Below are 18766 nucleotides of genomic sequence, written 5' to 3'. Positions count from 1 at the left end.
CTTAATATGTATTTTATCATGGTCGTTATGACCGAACTAGCGGGAAATCGCATGTCAAATGAACTTTTCAATCTGGACCGGTTCGACAGCGCGATTCTATCGGTGTTGGCCGAGGACGGGCGCATCAGCATCACCGATCTTGCCCGCCGCATCGGCCTGTCGAAATCCCCCACCCAAGCGCGTCTGCGCCGGTTGGAGGAAAGCGGCGTGATCCTTGGCTATCGCGCCCTTTTGGACCCGATCCGGCTGGGGCTGGATCACGTCGCCTTTGTCGAGGTGCGCCTGAACGACACGCGCGAGGCGGCCTTGCGGGCCTTCAACCTCGCCGTGGCCAAGGTGCCAGAGATCGAACAGGCCCATATGATCGCGAGCCATTTCGACTATCTGATTAAGGTGCGCACGCGGAACATGTCGGAATATCGCCGCTTTCTGGGAGAGGTGATTTCAACCCTGCCGCATGTGGCCAGCACCTCGACCTATGTGGCGATGGAGGCGGTGAAGGAAACCATGCTGGCCGATACGGCCTGAAGCATCGTGCTAGAACCATGGGGCCGGGGGCATTCGCCCATTTACACCGCCCGCGTGATGCTTATTGTGCGCCCCGATGCGGGCGTGATGGAATGGTAGACATACCAGACTTAAAATCTGTTGGGGCGTAGCCCCGTGTGGGTTCGAGTCCCACCGCCCGCACCACTGTTTTCAAAGACTTAGCTTGCCTGCGCCAGCGTCGCAGGCTCTGCCAATTGCGTGGCGCCGGGGATGAAGACGGTAAAGGTCGTCCCCTGACCGAGCGTGCTTTTGACCGTGATGTCGCCACCATGGGCGAGGGCAAGTTTCTTGCAGATCGCAAGCCCCAGCCCGGTGCCGCCCTCGGCGCGGTCATCGGCGTCTTCGATCTGGGTGAAAGCCTCGAAAATGCGGTCCAGATCCTGCGCGGCGATGCCGACGCCATTGTCTTCGACCTCGAAAACAAACCCGCCCGCGTGCAGGCGCGCACGCAGATAGATGTCCCGCGCCTTGGAGAATTTCAGCGCGTTGCCGACGATATGTCCCAACAATTGCAGGCTGCGGCGGCGGTCGGCGGTGACGGTGAGGGGCGGGGTGTCGATATGCAGCGTGGCGGTCTTGTCATGCGCGGCGCCGTGGTGCTCTTCGACCACTTCCTTCAAAAGCGCGCGGGTGTCGAAGGCGGTTTTGTCCAGCGCGAGGTCGTTTAACTCCATATTCGTATAGTCGAGGATGTCGTTGATAATGGTCAACAATTGCCCGCCCGCGAATTTGATGCGCTGGCCGTAGAGTTCCGCCTGATCGCCCATCTTGGTGAAATGCTCGGACTCCGGTTTTTCATCCGGGCCCAGCTTGGCGAGGTTGTGGCGTTTAAGTTCCGACAGGAAGCTGGCGTAGCCGATGACGATGGTGAGCGGGGTGCGCAATTCGTGGCTGAGCACGCTCATGAATTCCGATTTCGCCCGGCTGGCGCTTTCGGCGGCATCGCGGGCCTTTCGCAGTTCCTCGACGCTTTCGTTGCGGGTGCGGTTTTCGACGACGTAGCTAAAAAGAGCGGCCAGCGCGATGATGGCCGCGGTCCCGGCCACGATCAGCGCGATTAATCTGTACTCGACGGGGTTGGCATAGAGCGGCTGCGCGGCGACCGGGGTGACCTGAAAGGCGGCCATGCTGGTGAAATGAAGCAGGATGATCGCCAGCGCCAAAAGCGCGGTCATCCACAGCACGCTGCCCTTGCCCCCACGGCCCGCTGCGCCAAGCGCGAGGGTTGCAAGGACAACCGCGATGATGACGGAGGCGGTCAGATAGCCCATGTCCCAATGGATCGCACCCTGCACGCGATAGGCTACCATGCCGGTATAATGCATGGCCGAAATCGCCAGCCCAAAGATCGTCCCGCCCAGAACCGTGGCCCGCCGGGATTTGAGCAGCCCGGCGATGACGACGCCCAAGATCGAGCCGACGATGGCGATGATCAGCGACAGGAAGGTGAGCGAGAAATGGAACGTCGCCGGCGCGTCGAGCTGATAGGCAAGGATCGCGATGAAATGGGTGCACCAGATCGTCACCCCCGCTGTCATCGCGGTCAGATAGCACCAAATCAACGCTTGGCGGCGCGGCTGTTCAAGTACATGCCGATAGAGCCGTGCCACCACCCAGCTGCCAAAGATACAAAGAAGTGCTGCAAGCAGCACGAGCCCGAGGTCGTGATCGTGATGAATTGTATGGGCGACCCGGAACATCTTTATCCTATCTGATATTAACACTTGGTTAATTGCTGTCGGAATAGGGCGAAAATAAGTCTCTCGCAAGCTCACACTGTGCCTACATTTTTTAACTCCGTGGTAAGATCTTGCCGCTAATCCTCCCCCAGGTCGGCAGTGGGGCGGGATGAGGCAGAGGCGGCAGATGGCAGGTTCAGGGAAAGGAGGGCGATCGTTTAACCTCTTACGGCGCATGGTTTTTTGTCTGCGGGGCTATGCTTTTCGGAGGTCGGGTTCTGCTGTGCGGTGCGGCGCGTCGGGGCCCAACGGGCCGCGTGAGAGGGGGAGCATGTCAGACGGAGATACCGCTGCTGCGGAGGACAGCCTTACCTCAGGGCAACTCCCGCTCATCTCCATCGTTTTCGCGGCAGAGCGGCGCATGTTTAGGCAGAACCTTGATGGTCGGCCCAAGGCAGGGCTTCGCGGGGCGCTTGTGCCCTCTCTCGGCCCCGCGGGCGGGAAGGGGGCCGCGGGTGAGCCCATCCTATCCCCCGTGAAAGCCGATATGGCCGAAATCGACGTGGTATTCACTCCCGATGGGCGCGTTTGCCATGCCAATGAGGCGGCCTGCGGTGTCACCTATGGGCTGGGGGATTGTCTGATCGGGCAGCATATCAGCGATCTGTTCGGGCCGCGGCTTTGCGATGGGGCTGAGATCGGCACGCTTTGGGCGCAGGCGCTTGAGGGGCTGGCGCCGCAGGGCGGCTTTCAAATGCACCCGGGGGAGGAGACGGCCCGCATTGTCCACGGATGGCTCACGGCGGAGCGGGATCCCGAAGGGCGGGGGCATGGCCTCCGGTTTCGGGGTGTCGAAGCGGCGGCGAATGGCGTGGGGCCAGTGCGCGCGGTCTCAGGCGGAAAGCGCGCGCGGCGCGGTTAGCCGAGCGCCTTCGCCGTAGAACGAAACAGCGGCGCATAACCCGCGCCGCTGTTCCTAGATTTCTGATCAGTCGCGCTTACCGGCGAAACGTTCGGCCCAGCTTTCCCGGTCCTCATCGCTGATCTTAGCAAAAAGCACCTCGGGCACTTCAAAGCCGTGGCCGGGGGCAAGCTTGCCCAAGGCCGCGGGCACATCGTCGGGCCAGGGCATGTCGTCGACCTTCATCGCCGCCAGCATCGAGGCCGAGGCCGTGGGGATGAAGGGTGCCGAAAGCACGGCGTAGAGCGGGATCAGGTTCAACGCCAGCCGCACCTGCGCCGCCGCGCGGTCGGGGTCAGTCTTGAAGGTGGTCCAAGGCGCTTGGGCTTGCAGATATTCGTTGCCCGCCGCCCAGATGCCGCGCAGTTCGGCGGCGGATTTGCGGACCTCCATCGCCTCCATCAACGTCTCGTAACGGGCGACGCGGGCGGTGATGTCTTCGATCAGCGTCTGCTCCGCCTCGCCGTATTCACCGGCCTCGGGCACCGCTTCGCCGAATTTGGAGCGGCAGAACTTGGTGATCCGGCTGACGAAGTTGCCCAGCACGTCGGCCAAGTCCTTGTTCACCGAGGCTTGAAAGTTTTCCCAAGTGAATTCGGCATCCGAGGTCTCGGGCGCATGGCTCAAGAGCCACCAGCGCCAGTAATCCGCCGGCAGGATTTCCAACGCCTGATCCATGAAGACGCCGCGCCCGCGCGAGGTGGAGAACTGACCGCCGTCATAATTGAGGTAATTGAAGGACTTGATGTAATCCACCAGCTTCCATGGCTCGCCCGAGCCCTTGATCGTGGCGGGGAAGCTGAGCGTGTGGAAGGGGACATTGTCCTTGCCCATGAACTGGGTGTAGCGCACGTCCTCGGCGCCCTTGTCGGTGCGCCACCAGCTTTCCCAATCGGTGCCTTTGCCCGCATCGACCCATTCCTGCGCGCAGGCGATGTATTCGATGGGCGCGTCGAACCAGACGTAGAAGACCTTGCCCTCCATGCCCGGCCAATCCTGATCGCCGCGTTTCACCGGCACGCCCCAGCTCAGGTCGCGAGTGATGCCGCGGTCTTGCAGCCCGTCGCCGTCATGCAGCCATTTCTTGGCGATGGAGGTGGTCAGCACGGGCCAGTCGGTCTTGCTGTCGATCCAAGCGTCGAGCTCGTCCTTGAGCTGGCTTTGCTTGAGGAACAGGTGCTTCGTCTCGCGCATCTCGAGATCAGTAGCGCCCGAGATGGTCGAGCGCGGGTTGATCAGGTCTTCGGGGTCAAGCTGCTTGGTGCAATTGTCGCATTGATCGCCGCGCGCATCCTCGAACCCGCAGTTGGGGCAGGTGCCCTCGACATAGCGGTCGGGCAGAAAGCGCCCGTCGGTCGGCGAATAAATCTGCCGTTGGGAGACCTCTTCGATCAGCCCGCGGTCCGCCAGGGCACCGGCAAAATGCTGGGTGAGCTTGCGGTTCTGCGGGCTGGACGAGCGACCAAAGTGATCGAAGGATAGGCCGAACCCTTCGGCGATGCGAGCCTGTGTTTCATACATCTCGGCGCAATATTCATCGACCGGCTTGCCCGCTTTCGCGGCGGCAAGCTCGGCGGGGGTGCCGTGCTCGTCCGTGGCGCAGAGGAACAGAACATCCTGCCCCCGGCCACGCTGATAGCGCGCGTAGAGGTCCGCAGGCAGCTGACTGCCCACGAGGTTACCCAGATGTTTGATCCCGTTGATATAGGGGATGGCGGAGGTGATGAGGTGGCGTGTCATATAAATATTCCCGTGCTTGGCGCAGCCTTATCGCAAGGGCTGCGCCAGTTCCAGCAAAAGACGGGACCGGTCAATCGCGGTCCCGCGCGCGGCCCAAGAGCCGCCCGATGAGAAAGCTGGTCCGTGGGGCGTAGACGTAGGGCGTCCGCTCGGCCAAGGTGGGGCGCGCGCGCATCCGGGCAAGGCCAAAGACCACCAGGCCCCCATGCGCCGCCGCGATCATCGCGAAAAGCGCCGCCGCGCCGAAATTGTCGATCAGGACCGAGGCGAGATAGGGCGCGCCGATGGCTCCCAGAGCGAAAAAGAACATCAGGGCGGCGGAAAGCTCTACCCGCTCGTCGGAACTGGCAAAGTCATGGGCATGGGCGGCAGAGACCGAATAGATCGGAAAGGTCGTGGCGCCGAAGAGCCCGGCGGAGAGCATGATCCCCGCCGTGCCATAGCCCGCGCCCATCACGGTGACCGCACAGCCGCCCATCGCGGCGACCGAGAGCCAGATCAGCACCCAGCGGCGGTCGAACTTATCGGCCAGCATCCCCATGGGATATTGCGCAAGCGCACCGCCGAGCACGAAGGCGGCGAGGAACCACGCGATCTGCGGCGCGCTGAGGCCGACTTCTTGGCCGTAGATCGGCCCGACCATCCGGAAAGACGCGCTGGAGACGGCGGCCACGATGACCCCCGCCGCCGCCAGTGGCGAGCGGTCAAAGGCGAGGCGTGGGCGCAGCCGTGGCTGGCTGGGTGTTTCGGGCGGGCGAACCTTGGTCAGCGTCAGCGGCAAGAGGGCGGCACAGCAGCCGATGGCCAGCAGGTTGTAAGAGACGTAAGACGCCGGGGCGAGCACGCCCACGATCAACTGCGCGGCGAGCGAGCCGCTCATGTCCACCACCCGGTAAACGCCCATGGTGCGCCCGCGGGTCTCATTGGTGACTTTGGCCTGCATCCATGCTTCGATCACCGTATAGCAGCCCGCCACGCACATGCCTGACGCGACACGCATCAGCCCCCATGCGTAGGGGTCCACCACCATCATATGCGCCATCAGGCCGATTGATCCGGCGGCGGTGAAGGCCGCAAAGGCGCGGCTGTGGCCGACGCTGCCCATCAACCGAGGTGCCCACCAGCAGCCGATGAAGAACCCCAGAAAATGCGCCGAGCCAAGCATACCGATTTCCTGTCGGCTGAACCCAAGCTGGGCGCCTGACAGCACGTCAATCGGCCCCACACCTCCGGTGGAGAGTTGCAGGAGGATGACCGAGAAGAATAGGGCGGCGAAGGATATGAGCAGGCGCATGGGCGCAGATTGCGTCCATTGCTGCCCAAACGGAAGGCCGAAAACTACCGGGGCTGCGCTTTTGTCGGGGTGCTAGGATCGGCGCGGGGCAATTGCCCTTGCGAAGGCCGGGCAGGCGGCTAGGTTGCGGGCAAATCACAAGCGAGGACCACAAGATGAAGATGAAAAAGCTCGGCTCAAGCGATATCGAGGTCTCGCATTTCTGTTTGGGCTCCATGACATGGGGCACCCAGAACACCGCCGAGGAGGGCCATGCGCAGATCGACCGCGCGCTGGAGGCCGGGATCAACTTCATCGACACTGCCGAGATGTACCCCGTGAACCCGATCAGCGCCGAGACGATTGGCCGGACGGAAGAGATCATCGGCCAATGGTTCGCCCGCGACAAGCGCCGGGACGAGGTGGTTCTGGCCAGCAAACACTCCGGCGAGGGGATGCAGCACGCCCGCGACGGCGCGCCGATTTCCTCCGACACGATCCCCGGCGCCATCGAAGGCTCGCTGAAGCGCTTGCAGACGGATCACATCGACCTTTATCAATTCCACTGGCCCAACCGCGGCAGCTATATGTTCCGCAAGAACTGGCACTACGACCCGTCGAACCAGAACCGGGCCGAGACCATTGCGCATATGGAAGACACGCTCGGCGCGCTGCAACGTGAGGTCGAACGTGGGACGATCCGCGCCTTTGGCCTCAGCAACGAAAGCGCTTGGGGGTTGACCCAATGGGCTGCCGTGGCCGAACGGGTGGGCGGGCCGCGCCCGATCTCGGTGCAGAACGAATATTCGCTGATGTGCCGACTGGCCGATACCGATGTGTCCGAGACCTGCATCAATGAGCAGATTGACATGCTGGCCTTCTCTCCGCTGGCCGCGGGGTTGCTGACCGGGAAATATCAGGGCGGGAAGGTCCCCGCCGGGTCGCGTCTGTCGCTGAACGAAGATCTGGGCGGTCGGGTCACCCCCCGCGCCTTTGAGGCGGTCGCGGCCTATCTTGACGTGGCCGAGAAACATGGGCTCGACCCGGTGCAGATGGCGCTGGCATGGTGTGCGACACGGCCCTTCATGGGCTCAGTGATCTTTGGCGCGACCAGCCTTGAGCAGCTTGACGTGGCGCTTGGCGGGGCGGAGCTGACCTTGAGCGATGAGGTGATGACCGACCTTGACGCGGCGCATAAAGCCCATCCGATGCCCTATTGATGGCCCGCCTTGGGATGCATCTGGCGCGGCGGGGGGCCATGTTGCTGCTCTTGGGCGCCCTCGCGGCATGTAGTGGCGGTGAGGCACCGCCCGCGCAGACCGGGTTTCGAGATGCGGAGGCTTTGATCGGGGCCACCAGCCGCTATGACGCAGCGCGCTTTGGCGGCGATTGGCAGGTCCGGGCCGCATTCCCCGGTGACGCCGACCTGCAGGCCGTGACCTTCGCGCCGGAAGGGCCGACCCTGATTGAACAGCGCCAGACCTGCGACAGCGCCGGATGCCGTAACACCCGCACTCTTTGGGCGCTGAGCGCAAAGGGGCCGGGCCGTTACACGATGCGCGCCGCCGTCGGCGGGGCCGAGCGGCCTTTCTGGGTGCTTTGGGTCGACGAAGGGTTCCGCACGGCGGTCATCGGCAGCCCCGATGGCGGATATGGCTGGATCCTTGACCGACAGGTGACAGGCGGGGCGGACCGGATCGCCGCCGCGCAGGAGATCTTGGCCTTCAACGGCTATGACCTCGGGGCCCTAAAGATGAGGCCCTAAGGCACTGGCCCTGCCGCCCGCCTTCGGCCTATAGGCTGTTATGGACAGTGCTTTCGCCCCCGATCTGTGGATCCTTGTCACCCTTGCCGCCGCCGTCTTTCAGACCGGGCGCTTCATGCTGCAAAAGCATCTGGCGACCGATACGCTTTCGGCAGGCGGGGCGACCTTTTCGCGGTTTCTCTATTCCGCGCCCTTCGTGGCGCTGTTGCTGCCGCTCTATCTGGCGCTGAGCGGGCAGGGGGTGCCGCCGCTTGAGGCGGGCTTCTGGCTGTACGGGGCGATGGGCGGCACGGCGCAGATCATGGCGACGGTCTGCGTGGTACTGTTGTTCAAGCAGCGCAATTTCGCGGTGGGCATCACTTTCAAGAAGACCGAAGTGATCCAGACCGTGCTGATGGGCTGGATCGTGCTGGGCGAGGGTGTTTCGGGCGCGGGCTTTGCGGCCATCGCCCTTGGCGTGCTGGGGCTGCTGTTGCTGTCCGGCGGGGCCGAGGCGCGGGGGCTGCGCCTTAGCGATCTGCGCAACCGTGCGGCGGGGCTGGGCATCGCCTCGGGCTTTCTCTTCGCGATCTCGGCAGTCTGTTATCGCGGCGCTTCGCTCGCCGTGGCCTCGGGCGATCCGCTGTTGCGGGCGGGGGTGACTTTGGCCGCGGTGGTGCTGATGCAAACGTTGATCATGGCGCTTTGGCTACGCCTGCGCGAACCGGGGCAGATGCGCCGGGTCTGGGCCGCGCGGCGGGTGGCGGTTTGGATCGGGCTGACCTCGATGGGCGGGTCGCTCTGTTGGTTCATCGCCTTCACCCTGCAAAACGCGGCCTATGTGAAAGCCTTGGGGCAGGTCGAACTGATGCTAAGCATCGCCGCCACGACCCTGTTCTTTCGCGAGCGGATTTCGCGCCGGGAGTGGGCGGGCATGGCGGTGCTGGCGGTCTCGATCCTGATGCTGGTTTTGGTGACCTAGCCCGACATCGGGCGGCCATGCAGACGCAGGAACAGGCTTTCTTCGTCGTTGTTCTTGAAAAACGGGACCGAGGCAGGCGGGCTGGTGTCACGCGCCCGGGCGGCGACCTCGGCCAATACGACCTCGGTGATGAAGGGCATGTCGAAAGACCGCGCCCGGCTTAGCGGCACCCATTGCAGATGTGACAGCTCATCACAGGCGGCGTCAAAATCATCGGGGTCGCTGGCGATGTCGTCGGCATCCACCAGAAAGAAACGCGCGTCGAAACGGCGCGGGCGGCCCGGCGGTGTCAGGGCGCGAAACACGAATTGCAGGGCGGAGGCATCGGGCAAATGGCCCGTGGCTGCAAAGCTCTGCCAGTCGGGCGGCACATCCCCCTGCCATGCGCCCTTGCGGCCCAGCACCAAACCGGTCTCTTCCCAAAGCTCACGAATGGCGGCAACGGCGATGGCATGGGCGAGCGACGGTTCGGCATCATCACAAAGCCTGCCGTGGCAAAGCGCGTTCACCGGTGCGGCAAGGGGCACATGGGCATCGCCCGCGTCCACCGCCCCGCCGGGAAAGACGAATTTATTCGGCATGAAGGCCGCCTTGGCCCCGCGTTGCCCCATCAGGATATGCGGGGTCTCATGGCGGTCGCGCAGCACGATCACCGTGGCGGCGTTGCGGATTTTGGTCTTGTCGATGGTCATGCGGTAGCGCTCCGGCAGTCAGGGGCCGAAGGGCAGGCCGCCTTAGCTTGACCGGCCGAAGCCGCCCATCCTTTTGGCCCATTGAAAGCCGATCATGGCCCCCTTCAGTCTGGGCAGAAGGTAAAGCGACAGCGCCGTGCAGCCAACCGCAAAAATGGTGAACAGGGTCAGAGGTTCGGGCCGCCAGACCACATAGGCGATGTGCAGCCCCGGTGCCAAAAGGTGACCGACCAGCAGAATGGTCAGATAGGCCGGGCCGTCATCGGCGCGGTGGTGGTGGAATTCCTGAAGGCAGACTGCGCAGTCGTCGTTCACTTTCAGATAGCCATGCAGCAGCTCTCCGCCCCCGCAGGAGGGGCATTTGCCACGCCAACCGCGCAGCATGGCAGGCAGGCGGGGCCGCTCTTCGCTGGCGTCGGTCTCTGCGGTGTCGGGGGACAATTGCTGGGTCTGTGACATGGGGCGATCCTCTGGTTGAGGGATAGATGCAGTCTGGGGCGTCAAATGAAAAGACCGGAGGTTGCCGTTGCGGCGCCATGTCGCGCAGGGCGGGGCTTTGCCAATTCTTCGAAAAAAAGTTTGAAAACCTGCGACGGAAGTTTCGGGCTCCGCCGTTTGACCCTGTGATCGCGGCGCAAAAGCGTGAGACGATCTTTAAAAAACGAGGAGTATCAAGATGACCATTCGTACCAATATGAAGATCGCAGCCCTCAGCGGATTGTTGGCCGTGGGTGCCGTGGCCGCCACCGCCCAACCAAACGGGCAGGACCGGTTCCAGCAGCTTGACGCAGATGGCAACGGTGCGATCACGCAGGCAGAGTTTCAGGCCCATGCCGAGGCGCGTTTTGCCAAGGTTGATGCCGATGGCGACGGTTTCGTGACCGGCGAAGAGCTGAAGGCCGCAGGCGATGCACGCCGCGCCGATCGCGCCGCCAAGATGGTTGAGCGTTTCGACACCGACGGCAACGGCAGCCTCGACGCCTCCGAATTGGAAGCCATGGGCGATAAACACGGTGGCAAGCGCGGCGGCAAAGAGGGCGGCAAGCACGGTCATAAGGGCGGTGATAAGGGCGGTGACAAGGGCGCCCGCATGATCGAGCGCATGGACGCCAATGACGACGGCAAACTCTCGATGGAAGAGATGACGCAGCGCCACGATCCGGCCAAGATGTTCGAGCGTCTGGACAAAGACGGTAACGGCAGCGTCAGCGCCGAAGAGTTTGAAGCGGCGAAAAAAATGCATGGCAAGCGGCACCATAAGGGTGACAAAATGGACCATGACAAGCCGCAGCGCGACTAAATGAAGCCTCGGGCGCGCTTGATCATGGCGCGCCCGGACCTTAGCCATGGACGGGATGCAGGATTTGCCCAACGCGCAGCAAGATGCGGATGCCGAGTTGTTGCAACGCTATGCCAATGGCGATGCGGCGGCGGCGCGGTTGCTGACCGCGCGGCTGGTGCCGCGCCTCCACGGCCATGCGCTGCGGGTGCTCGGTGACCGGGCCGAGGCCGAGGATGTGGCCCAAGAGGCGATGCTGCGGCTCTGGCGTCAGGCGCCGAAGTGGCGCAGGGGCGAGGCCAAGGTGACCACTTGGCTTTACCGTGTCGTGGCCAACCTCTGCACCGACCGTCTGCGCCGCCGGGGGGCGGGGGTGTCCGGGCTCGATGATGTGGCGGAACCTGCCGATCCGACCCCCGGTGCCGCGCAGCAGATGCAGCAGGCCGCCCGTGTGGACGCGCTGCAACAGGCGCTGGCCACTTTGCCCGACCGCCAGCGGCAAGCGGTGGTGTTGCGCCATATCGACGGTATGGCCAATCCCGAGATCGCCGAGGTGCTGGGCATCGGGGTCGAAGCGGTGGAAAGCCTGACCGCGCGGGGCAAACGGGCATTGGCCGCGCAACTGTCGGCACAACGGGACGCATTGGGGTTTGAAAATGAGTGACGTCGACGATCTGGAAGATTTCTTTGCCGCGGCCCGGGCCAATCCGCCACAGGTCTCGGCCGATTTGCAGGCCCGCGTTCTGGCTGATGCCGAAGCGCATATGCCCAAAGCGCCGCGCCAGCCGTGGCATCAGGCGCTCTGGCAACTCTTGGGCGGTGCGGCGGGGCTGAGCGGTCTTGCCACTGCCGCGGCTGTCGGGGTTTGGGTCGGAGTGGCACCGCCCGAAGGCATGCCGGATTTGGCCGGGCAGTTCGTGACCGGCACATGGGAGACCGAGACTTCGGACCTCACGGCGGCTGACACAGGCAGCGAATTCGGTGGATTTGGCTGGGACATGGAGGAAAGTTGAGATGACACAGGATCCGACACCGCGGCGCAGGCGCCTCATGCGGGTGGCCCTTGGCCTGTCGCTGGCGTTGAACGTGATGATCCTCGGCGCGCTTGGCGGGGCGATGTGGCGTCATGGCGGGCCGGGGCCGCGTGGCGCTGGCGATTTGCCGGGGCTGCGCAGCTATGCCTCGCCCTATGTACAGACGCTGCCGCCCGAGACACGGCACGAACTGCATAGCAAGATGCGCGCCAGCGGCAAGGCGCATCACCTTGATCGGGATGCGCGCCGCGCGCTTTATGACGAAATGCTCGCCGCGCTTCGGGCCGAGCCGTTTGAGGCCGATGTCGCCGCGGCGGTGCTTGCCGCCCAAGGCGAGGCCGCAGCCAGTGTTCAGCAGGTCGCCCATGAGGCGTGGTTGGCCGAGGTCAGCGCGATGGATGCCGCCGCCCGTCAAGACTATGCCGACAAGCTGCAACAGCGGCTGGAAGCGGGGCCGCCCCGCAAGAAAGGCAAACGCGACGGCAAGCCCGAACGGTGAGCGGGTCGGGTGCCGCCCGGTGCCCGGTCTTGCCCTTTGCCGGACGGCGGGCTAGGCCGAGGGCGAATGACCCCGGCAGGGGGCGGCGTTAACCGGCCCCTTGCCCCTTAGAAAGCCCGGCCCATGACCGACACCTCTCAGATGATGCACAGCGACGCGGAGACCGTGCTGGCCACGGCCAAGGCGTCACCCGCGCGGCGGGCGGTGGGGCTGTTGTCACTGGCGGGGCTGGGGTTGCTGCTGATCTATTCCGCACTGACCCGCTCCCCCGATCCGATCTGGCAGACCGTGCTGGTGCTGGTGGGGCTTGGTTTTATCGCGATTGCCGAGGTGATGCGCCGCGCCACCGCCAGCGCGGTGGAACTGACCGAAGAGGCGCTGCGCGATGCCGATGGCCGGGTGATCGTCCGCATGGACGAAATCGCGCGCATCGATCAGGGTGCTTTCGGGGTCAAACCCTCGAACGGTTTCCTGCTCAAGACCAACCGCCGCGTGGCGCGGGGCTGGCGCTTGGGCCTGTGGTGGAGCCTTGGCCGCCGGATCGGCGTGGGCGGCATGACCCCGGCCAATGAAACCAAGCTGATTGCCGAGATCATCCGCGCCAAACTGGCCGAGCGTGAGGCCGCTTAACCGTCCGACCAGACCGTGCGTGGCGCATAGCGCGGGCGGGTGAAGACGAAGTTGTGAATGTCGCGCCGCTCCAACCCGGTTTTGAACAGTGGCTCGAAGTCGCGCCATGTCTCGACCAGCGTGACACGTTCGTTGTCGGGCATGACGGGCAGTTTGTCATGCCAATTGCGCACATCGTCGCTGGTCAACGGCTCAACCGTGCCGCGTACCTGCGACCAATCGGCCTGATAGCGGTTGTTTTCCGCGTCATACCAAAGCGAGCTGACCCGTATCGCGGTTTGCCCGGTGCCCCGGGTGAGATACTCGAACAGTTCTTGCATCCCTTGGAGATAGTCCGCGTCAATCGCCTGCGTCTCGCGCGAGATGGCATCGCCCACGGTATAGGCCGCCGTCTGGTTGAGGTTGTACATCCGGAAGGTGTCAAAGGTCGAATACATGGCCAGATAGGCCCAGAACATCAGCGGCAACATGATCACCGTCTCAACGGCGATGGAGCCGTCCTCGCGCCCTTTGAACCGGGCCAGCAAACTGCAGAAAACGCGCATCAATTCGGCTCCTGCACGAAGGCCGCGCTTGAGACCATGGAAACACGGCCCGCGCCGTCTTTCTCAAGGGCATAGCCAAGGCCGGTGGTCGGAAAGAAGGGCTCAAACCGCGCGCAGGCGCGCAGCAGCATCAACTGATGTTCGACCCCAAGAATCCAGCCGCGCACCGGTCTGGGGTCTTCGGAAGTGTCGACGCAATCGGGCGACTGGTCGAAGCTGGCGAAATCGCGCGGGTCCACGCGGATCATCTCAAGGCGCAGGGTCTCTTCGCAGTCATCCAAGAAGATCGCGGCCTCGCAGATTTTGTCCTTGATGGTCTGATGCGTCATCGGGGTATTGGTGTTCAGCCGGATGTAGCGCACCGTCATGTCGAGCCCCCGGTCAAGGAACATGTGGCGGATGGCGTAAAAGCTCATCTCGACGGACATGAGCAAGCAGCCGAACAGCAGCGGCGACAGGATGGCGAATTCCATCAACATGGCCGAGCCGTCCTCATCGCCGCGAAACCGGCGCCATGCCTTGATGCAGCGCTGTATCATTGCGTCAGCCTCAACTGGTTGATCTGGCGGGCGATGGCCTCGAATGCGCTGACGATCTCGACCCCTTCGACGCGGAAGAAATGGCTGTCGGAGGAGGCGCAGTTCTTCATCACCGAGGCGCCATGGTCGGTCACTTCAAAGCCGATCGACCAGATTACGATGCCCTTGGCCTTGGCCGCGTCGCAGATGTTGTCGAGCAGGGCGTCGGCCTGCGATGCGCTGTATTTCGTCCAGTACCAGCGGTGACGCTCGCTTGAACGGACATTGCGGTTCAGCCACCAGTAGAAGGGGTAATCGCTCCAATGGCGGTAGTGGTCCCGGTTGGCGTAGACTTGGCGGTTGATCCGGCGGGTGGTCACGTTCACCCCGTCAGTCATCAGGATCACCGTTTTCAGCGTGTCGATATCGCTGTAGTCAGCCGGGCGCCCTTGGAAGGCCGCATCGCCACCGATGGCTTGATTGATCGCGCGGAAGGACGGGTCGAGCAGCGCCACGCCCCATTTCATGCCCAGATGAATGGCGGTGTTCGCGCGGGGCTGGAAATTGGAAATCCGGGCTTTCAGCGCGGTGGCGTTCTGCGAATAGGGCGCGATTTCTTCGTAATCCTGCTTCGGGCAGCCGGGGTTGTAGATGTTGTCATAACGGCCGGTGTTGTCGCGATGATAGCCGTTCCAGCTATAGCCCGCCTCGAAGTGTTGCATGTGCTCATAGCTTCGGGTCTGGCTGATGGCGGTGAGGTCAAACTCGCTGTCGTCGAAATCAACGCAATGGGAGAAGGAATGCAACTGGGTGACGTTCAACTCATCCATGATGTCCTTCCCGACGTTGACCTGCGCGGTATAGGGCACGACGGAGATTGAGATCAGGTCCGCGTTCTCGGGCTTGAGCACGGTGTCGATGAAGGCGTCGCTCGCGTCATGGAGGTTGGCCATCTTGCCGTTCTCCCGCATGGAGCCCGAGATATCGAGCACCATGGAAATCTCGACCTTGTTCACCTTTTCCTCCGCCGTAGATTTGGCAGGGACATGCAGCCGGTCTTGGCCGAATTTGGTCATGAACATCGTGTTGAGCGTGCGCGAGGCATCGACGGTAACGCGGCGGTAGTTCAACCCTTCGTCGACCGTTACGCTGGATACATATTCGGCCAGCCCCGCCTTGTCGAAATAATCGCGGGCCACGGCCTCGGGGCTGAGCGTCTGGTCAAGGTCAGCCGCCGCCAGCACGGCGCGGTCGGCCACTGCTTGCACCCTTGCGCGTTCGCGTTCATGGCGCATCAGGTCCACGCCGATGCCGCCCATGAGGATCATCAGCAGGATCATCAGAATGGCAAAGACCGTGACCAGCCCGTCTTCTTCGCGTGCGAAGCGGCGCAGCAGCGCGGGCAGGGGCTGCGGGGGATTTCCCGAACTGTGAGTGCTATCGCGCATCGTCATCAACCTCTCTTCCTTTGGCGTCCTGCGGGCGCCAAAGGGAATGGGCGGCATTTGCCTTGCCCTGTTGTGCTGCGGGAAAGTGTCCAGAGTTTGGCACGTCTGGGGCAATAGGCGGCGCTTGGGGGCGGTTTTCGGGGGCGTTTTGGACCGATTTCCACCGGGCGGGGAGGGTGGCGCGGGCCGCCCCTACCCACGGTTGATAAAGTTTCGCAAATCGCGAGGAATTGGGTCGCGCCCCGCTATGAGGCGTCCTACGGTGCGACTGCATGCCCCTAGGGCAGCCAGATGAGTCGCGCCCGCAAACAAAGGGACCGCGACCGGACAAGAAGAGGAGAGACCGATGAATCCAGCCAATGAGCCGAGTTTCCGCGACAGTGTGGACCTGATGTTCAACCGCGCGGTCGCGCTGATGGATTTGCCGCCCGGTCTCGAAGAGAAAATCCGCGTTTGCAACGCCACCTACACGGTGCGTTTCGGCGTGCGTCTGCGGGGCCGAATGCATACGTTCACCGGCTACCGTTCGGTCCATTCCGAACATATGGAGCCCGTCAAAGGCGGTATCCGCTATTCCATGGCCGTGAACCAGAACGAGGTCGAAGCGCTGGCCGCGCTGATGACCTATAAATGCGCGCTGGTGGAGGCGCCCTTTGGCGGCTCCAAAGGCGGGCTCTGCATCGATCCGCGCGACTACGATGAACATGAGCTTGAATTGATCACCCGGCGTTTCGCCTATGAGCTGATCAAACGCGACATGATCCACCCCGCGCAGAACGTGCCCGCGCCCGATATGGGCACCGGCGAGCGTGAGATGGCTTGGATCGCGGACCAGTACAAACGCATGAACACCACCGACATCAACGGTGTGGCCTGTGTCACCGGCAAGCCGATCAACGCGGGCGGCATCCAAGGCCGGACCGAGGCGACAGGCCGTGGTGTGCAATATGCGCTTCAAGCCTTCTTCCGCGATCCCGAGGGTCTGAAGAAAGCGGGCCTTTCCGGCAAGCTCGACGGCAAGCGGGTCATCATTCAGGGTCTCGGCAACGTGGGCTATCACGCCGCCAAGTTCCTGAGCGAAGAGGATGGCGCGAAGATCACCGCGATCATCGAACGCGACGGTGCACTGCACAGCGAAGACGGGCTGAACGTCGAGGCGGTGCACAAGTGGATCGAAAAGCATGGCACCATCAAAGGCTATGCCGATGCGAAGTTCGAAGAGGATGGCGCCAAGTTTCTGGAAGCGGACTGCGATATCCTGATCCCCGCCGCACTTGAGGGGGTGATCAACCTCACCAATGCCGAGCGTATCAAGGCCCCCCTGATCATCGAAGCCGCGAACGGTCCGGTGACCGCCGGGGCGGATGAGGTGCTGCGCAAAAAGGGCACGGTGATCGTGCCTGATATGTATGCCAACGCAGGCGGTGTGACGGTCTCTTACTTCGAGTGGGTCAAGAACCTCAGCCACATCCGCTTCGGCCGCATGCAGCGCCGCGCCGAGGAATCGCGTCACCAGCTGGTGGTGGATGAGCTTGAGCGGCTGAGCGCGGATAAGGACCTCGGCTGGACGCTGAGCCCCGACTTCAAAGAGAAGTACCTGCGCGGTGCGGGGGAGTTGGAACTGGTCCGCTCCGGTCTCGATGACACGATGCGCACGGCCTATGAGGCGATGGCCCATGTCTGGCACAGCCGCGACGATGTCGATGATCTGCGCACGGCGGCCTATCTCGTCTCGATTGAGAAGGTCGCGGCGAGCTATCACGCCAAGGGGCTTTGAGGGGCGTATTGCCTCTCTTGAAGTGACCGAAAAAGGGGCGTCCTGCGCCCCTTTTGCCGTCCGGGGGCTTAGGGGGCGCGAGAGGCGTTTTCGGTCATTGATAATTGCGCCCCAAGTTGCTTGACTGCGCCCAGACCGGGGGAGGCGAATGATGCGATTTTCAGGACTGCGGGTATTGCGCGAAGGCTTGACCGGCAATCGGGGTTGGACGGCGCAATGGCGCGATCCAGAGCCGCAAGCGGAATATGACGCGGTGATTATCGGCGGCGGCGGGCATGGGCTGAGCACGGCTTACTACCTCGCCAAGAACCACGGCATGACGAATATCGCGGTGCTTGAAAAAGGCTACCTTGGCGGGGGCAACGTCGGGCGCAACACGACCGTGGTGCGCGGCAATTACTTTCTGCCCGGCAATTCCGAGTTCTACAGCCATTCGCTGAAACTCTGGGAAGGGCTGTCGGAAGAGTTGAACTATAACGTGATGTTCAGCCAGCGCGGCGTGATCAGCCTGTTCCACTCCGACGCGCAGCGCGATGCTTCAGCCCGGCGCGGCAATGCGATGATCAATCAGGGCGACGATGCGGAACTGCTCGACCGCGAGGGTCTGCGCAAACTGCTGCCCTATCTGGACTACGACAACGGGCGCTTTCCTATCCACGGTGGCCTCCTGCACCTACGCGGCGGCACGGCGCGCCATGATGCGGTGGCGTGGGGCTATGCGCGCGGCGCGGACCAGCGCGGTGTCGATCTGATCCAACAATGCGAAGTCACCGGCATCGACATCGAAAACGGCCGCGTGCGTGGCGTGCAGACCACACGCGGGGCGATCCGGGCCAAGAAGGTGGCGATCGTGACGGCTGGGCGCTCGGGCCAAGTCGCTGCCATGGCGGGGATGCGCCTGCCGATCGAGAGCCATGTTTTGCAAGCCTTCGTTTCCGAAGGGTTAAAGCCCGTCATCGACCATGTGATCAGCTTTGGCATGGGGCATTTCTATATCAGCCAGTCCGACAAGGGCGGGTTGGTCTTTGGTGGCGATCTGGATTTCTATGCCTCCTACGCGCAGCGCGGCAACCTGCCGATGATGGAACATGTGATGGAGGCGGGGATGACCCTGATGCCGATGATCGGCAAGGCCCGCGTGCTGCGCTCTTGGGGTGGGATCATGGACATGACACCCGATGGCAGCCCGATCATCGACAAGACCGAGACCGAGGGTTTGTTCGTCGACTGCGGCTGGTGCTACGGCGGCTTCAAGGCGGTGCCCGCCTCGGGCTATGCGCTGGCGCATCTGATGGCAACGGGGCAGCATCATGAGACGGCGGCGGGCTTTAGGCTCGACCGGTTCCGCTCGGGCGAAGGTTTGATGGATGAAGAGGCCACCGGGTCTCAGCACAACTTGCATTGAGGGAGGGCAGA

20 protein-coding genes and 1 tRNA gene are annotated in these 18766 nt (G+C 63.2%); 13 read left to right on the top strand and 8 right to left on the bottom strand.

Annotated features, from left to right (window positions below; translation table 11 throughout):
* Window positions 1-51: 51 nt before the first annotated feature.
* Both HKX24_RS08375 and HKX24_RS08370 read left to right on the top strand, forming a co-directional pair.
* Window positions 52-528 (top strand): Lrp/AsnC ligand binding domain-containing protein, encoded by a 477-nt coding sequence (locus HKX24_RS08375; protein ID WP_067267484.1) that lies wholly within the window; start codon window positions 52-54, stop codon window positions 526-528.
* A gap of 78 nt (window positions 529-606) precedes the next feature.
* Window positions 607-693 (top strand) — tRNA-Leu (locus tag HKX24_RS08370).
* A gap of 14 nt (window positions 694-707) precedes the next feature.
* Here HKX24_RS08370 and HKX24_RS08365 read toward each other — a convergent pair.
* Window positions 708-2249 (bottom strand): MHYT domain-containing protein, encoded by a 1542-nt coding sequence (locus tag HKX24_RS08365; RefSeq protein WP_271691765.1) that lies wholly within the window; start codon window positions 2247-2249, stop codon window positions 708-710.
* Between the two features lie 310 nt (window positions 2250-2559).
* On the opposite strand from HKX24_RS08365, the gene HKX24_RS08360 reads away from it, so the two are divergent.
* The gene (locus tag HKX24_RS08360) at window positions 2560-3150 is read left to right on the top strand and encodes a PAS domain-containing protein (RefSeq protein ID WP_271691764.1); all 591 of its coding nucleotides are present in this window, start codon (window positions 2560-2562) and stop codon (window positions 3148-3150) included.
* A gap of 66 nt (window positions 3151-3216) precedes the next feature.
* Here HKX24_RS08360 and metG read toward each other — a convergent pair whose 3' ends face one another.
* The gene (gene metG / locus HKX24_RS08355; RefSeq protein ID WP_271691763.1) at window positions 3217-4929 is read right to left on the bottom strand and encodes a methionine--tRNA ligase; all 1713 of its coding nucleotides are present in this window, start codon (window positions 4927-4929) and stop codon (window positions 3217-3219) included.
* 70 nt (window positions 4930-4999) lie between these two features.
* On the bottom strand, window positions 5000-6223 hold the full coding sequence (locus tag HKX24_RS08350) for an MFS transporter (RefSeq protein ID WP_067267478.1): 1224 nt from the start codon (window positions 6221-6223) through the stop codon (window positions 5000-5002).
* Window positions 6224-6378: 155 nt separating this feature from the next.
* Here HKX24_RS08350 and HKX24_RS08345 point away from each other — a divergent pair, with 155 nt between their 5' ends.
* From HKX24_RS08345 to HKX24_RS08335, 3 genes are read left to right on the top strand one after another with little or no spacing between them, the layout of a single operon-like run.
* Window positions 6379-7422 carry an aldo/keto reductase gene (locus HKX24_RS08345; protein ID WP_271691762.1) on the top strand — a complete coding sequence of 348 codons (1044 nt, stop codon included), beginning with the start codon at window positions 6379-6381 and terminating at the stop codon, window positions 7420-7422.
* On the top strand, window positions 7422-7967 hold the full coding sequence (locus HKX24_RS08340; RefSeq protein ID WP_271691761.1) for a lipocalin family protein: 546 nt from the start codon (window positions 7422-7424) through the stop codon (window positions 7965-7967). Before HKX24_RS08345 ends, HKX24_RS08340 begins: the two co-directional genes overlap by 1 nt.
* Before the next feature lie 40 nt (window positions 7968-8007).
* Entirely contained in the window at window positions 8008-8928 is a 921-nt protein-coding gene (locus HKX24_RS08335; RefSeq protein ID WP_271691760.1) for a DMT family transporter, read from the top strand.
* Here HKX24_RS08335 and HKX24_RS08330 read toward each other — a convergent pair.
* A complete protein-coding gene (locus HKX24_RS08330; protein ID WP_271691759.1) occupies window positions 8925-9620 on the bottom strand; it encodes an NUDIX hydrolase in 696 nt (231 codons plus the stop codon). The two genes, HKX24_RS08335 and HKX24_RS08330, sit on opposite strands and share 4 nt — an antisense overlap.
* 42 nt (window positions 9621-9662) lie before the next feature.
* Entirely contained in the window at window positions 9663-10079 is a 417-nt protein-coding gene (locus HKX24_RS08325; RefSeq protein WP_276153914.1) for a DUF983 domain-containing protein, read from the bottom strand.
* Window positions 10080-10296: 217 nt separating this feature from the next.
* Here HKX24_RS08325 and HKX24_RS08320 point away from each other — a divergent pair, with 217 nt between their 5' ends.
* The 5 genes from HKX24_RS08320 (at window position 10297) to HKX24_RS08300 (ending at window position 13062) form a co-directional block, all read left to right on the top strand.
* Window positions 10297-10920, top strand: coding sequence for a calcium sensor EFh (locus HKX24_RS08320; protein WP_271691758.1), 624 nt, complete (start codon window positions 10297-10299; stop codon window positions 10918-10920).
* 46 nt (window positions 10921-10966) lie between these two features.
* Complete coding sequence (locus HKX24_RS08315; RefSeq protein ID WP_067264752.1) at window positions 10967-11563, top strand: RNA polymerase sigma factor; 597 nt, start codon at window positions 10967-10969, stop codon at window positions 11561-11563.
* Window positions 11556-11912 carry a hypothetical protein gene (locus tag HKX24_RS08310; protein ID WP_271691757.1) on the top strand — a complete coding sequence of 119 codons (357 nt, stop codon included), beginning with the start codon at window positions 11556-11558 and terminating at the stop codon, window positions 11910-11912. Before HKX24_RS08315 ends, HKX24_RS08310 begins: the two co-directional genes overlap by 8 nt.
* Before the next feature lies 1 nt (window position 11913).
* Complete coding sequence (locus HKX24_RS08305; RefSeq protein ID WP_271691756.1) at window positions 11914-12432, top strand: periplasmic heavy metal sensor; 519 nt, start codon at window positions 11914-11916, stop codon at window positions 12430-12432.
* Window positions 12433-12555: 123 nt separating this feature from the next.
* A complete protein-coding gene (locus tag HKX24_RS08300; RefSeq protein ID WP_276153913.1) occupies window positions 12556-13062 on the top strand; it encodes a hypothetical protein in 507 nt (168 codons plus the stop codon).
* On the opposite strand, the gene HKX24_RS08295 is transcribed toward HKX24_RS08300, so the two are convergent.
* From HKX24_RS08295 to HKX24_RS08285, 3 genes are read right to left on the bottom strand one after another with little or no spacing between them, the layout of a single operon-like run.
* A complete protein-coding gene (locus HKX24_RS08295) occupies window positions 13059-13607 on the bottom strand; it encodes a hypothetical protein (protein WP_271691754.1) in 549 nt (182 codons plus the stop codon). The two genes, HKX24_RS08300 and HKX24_RS08295, sit on opposite strands and share 4 nt — an antisense overlap.
* A complete protein-coding gene (locus HKX24_RS08290) occupies window positions 13607-14146 on the bottom strand; it encodes a pilus assembly protein (RefSeq protein ID WP_276153912.1) in 540 nt (179 codons plus the stop codon). Before HKX24_RS08290 ends, HKX24_RS08295 begins: the two co-directional genes overlap by 1 nt.
* Window positions 14143-15579 carry a Tad domain-containing protein gene (locus HKX24_RS08285; RefSeq protein WP_271691752.1) on the bottom strand — a complete coding sequence of 479 codons (1437 nt, stop codon included), beginning with the start codon at window positions 15577-15579 and terminating at the stop codon, window positions 14143-14145. Before HKX24_RS08285 ends, HKX24_RS08290 begins: the two co-directional genes overlap by 4 nt.
* Window positions 15580-15919: 340 nt before the next feature.
* Here HKX24_RS08285 and HKX24_RS08280 point away from each other — a divergent pair, with 340 nt between their 5' ends.
* Window positions 15920-17350 carry a Glu/Leu/Phe/Val dehydrogenase gene (locus HKX24_RS08280; protein ID WP_168612392.1) on the top strand — a complete coding sequence of 477 codons (1431 nt, stop codon included), beginning with the start codon at window positions 15920-15922 and terminating at the stop codon, window positions 17348-17350.
* 151 nt (window positions 17351-17501) lie between these two features.
* The gene (locus tag HKX24_RS08275) at window positions 17502-18755 is read left to right on the top strand and encodes a sarcosine oxidase subunit beta family protein (protein WP_271691751.1); all 1254 of its coding nucleotides are present in this window, start codon (window positions 17502-17504) and stop codon (window positions 18753-18755) included.
* The last annotated feature ends 11 nt before the right edge of the window (window positions 18756-18766 follow it).

This window comes from Sulfitobacter sp. M85, assembly GCF_029285915.1.
Classification (GTDB): Bacteria; Pseudomonadota; Alphaproteobacteria; order Rhodobacterales; family Rhodobacteraceae; genus Sulfitobacter; species Sulfitobacter faviae.
Note: the sequence above shows the minus strand (reverse complement) of the source record. Positions and strands in the feature narration are given on the sequence as shown.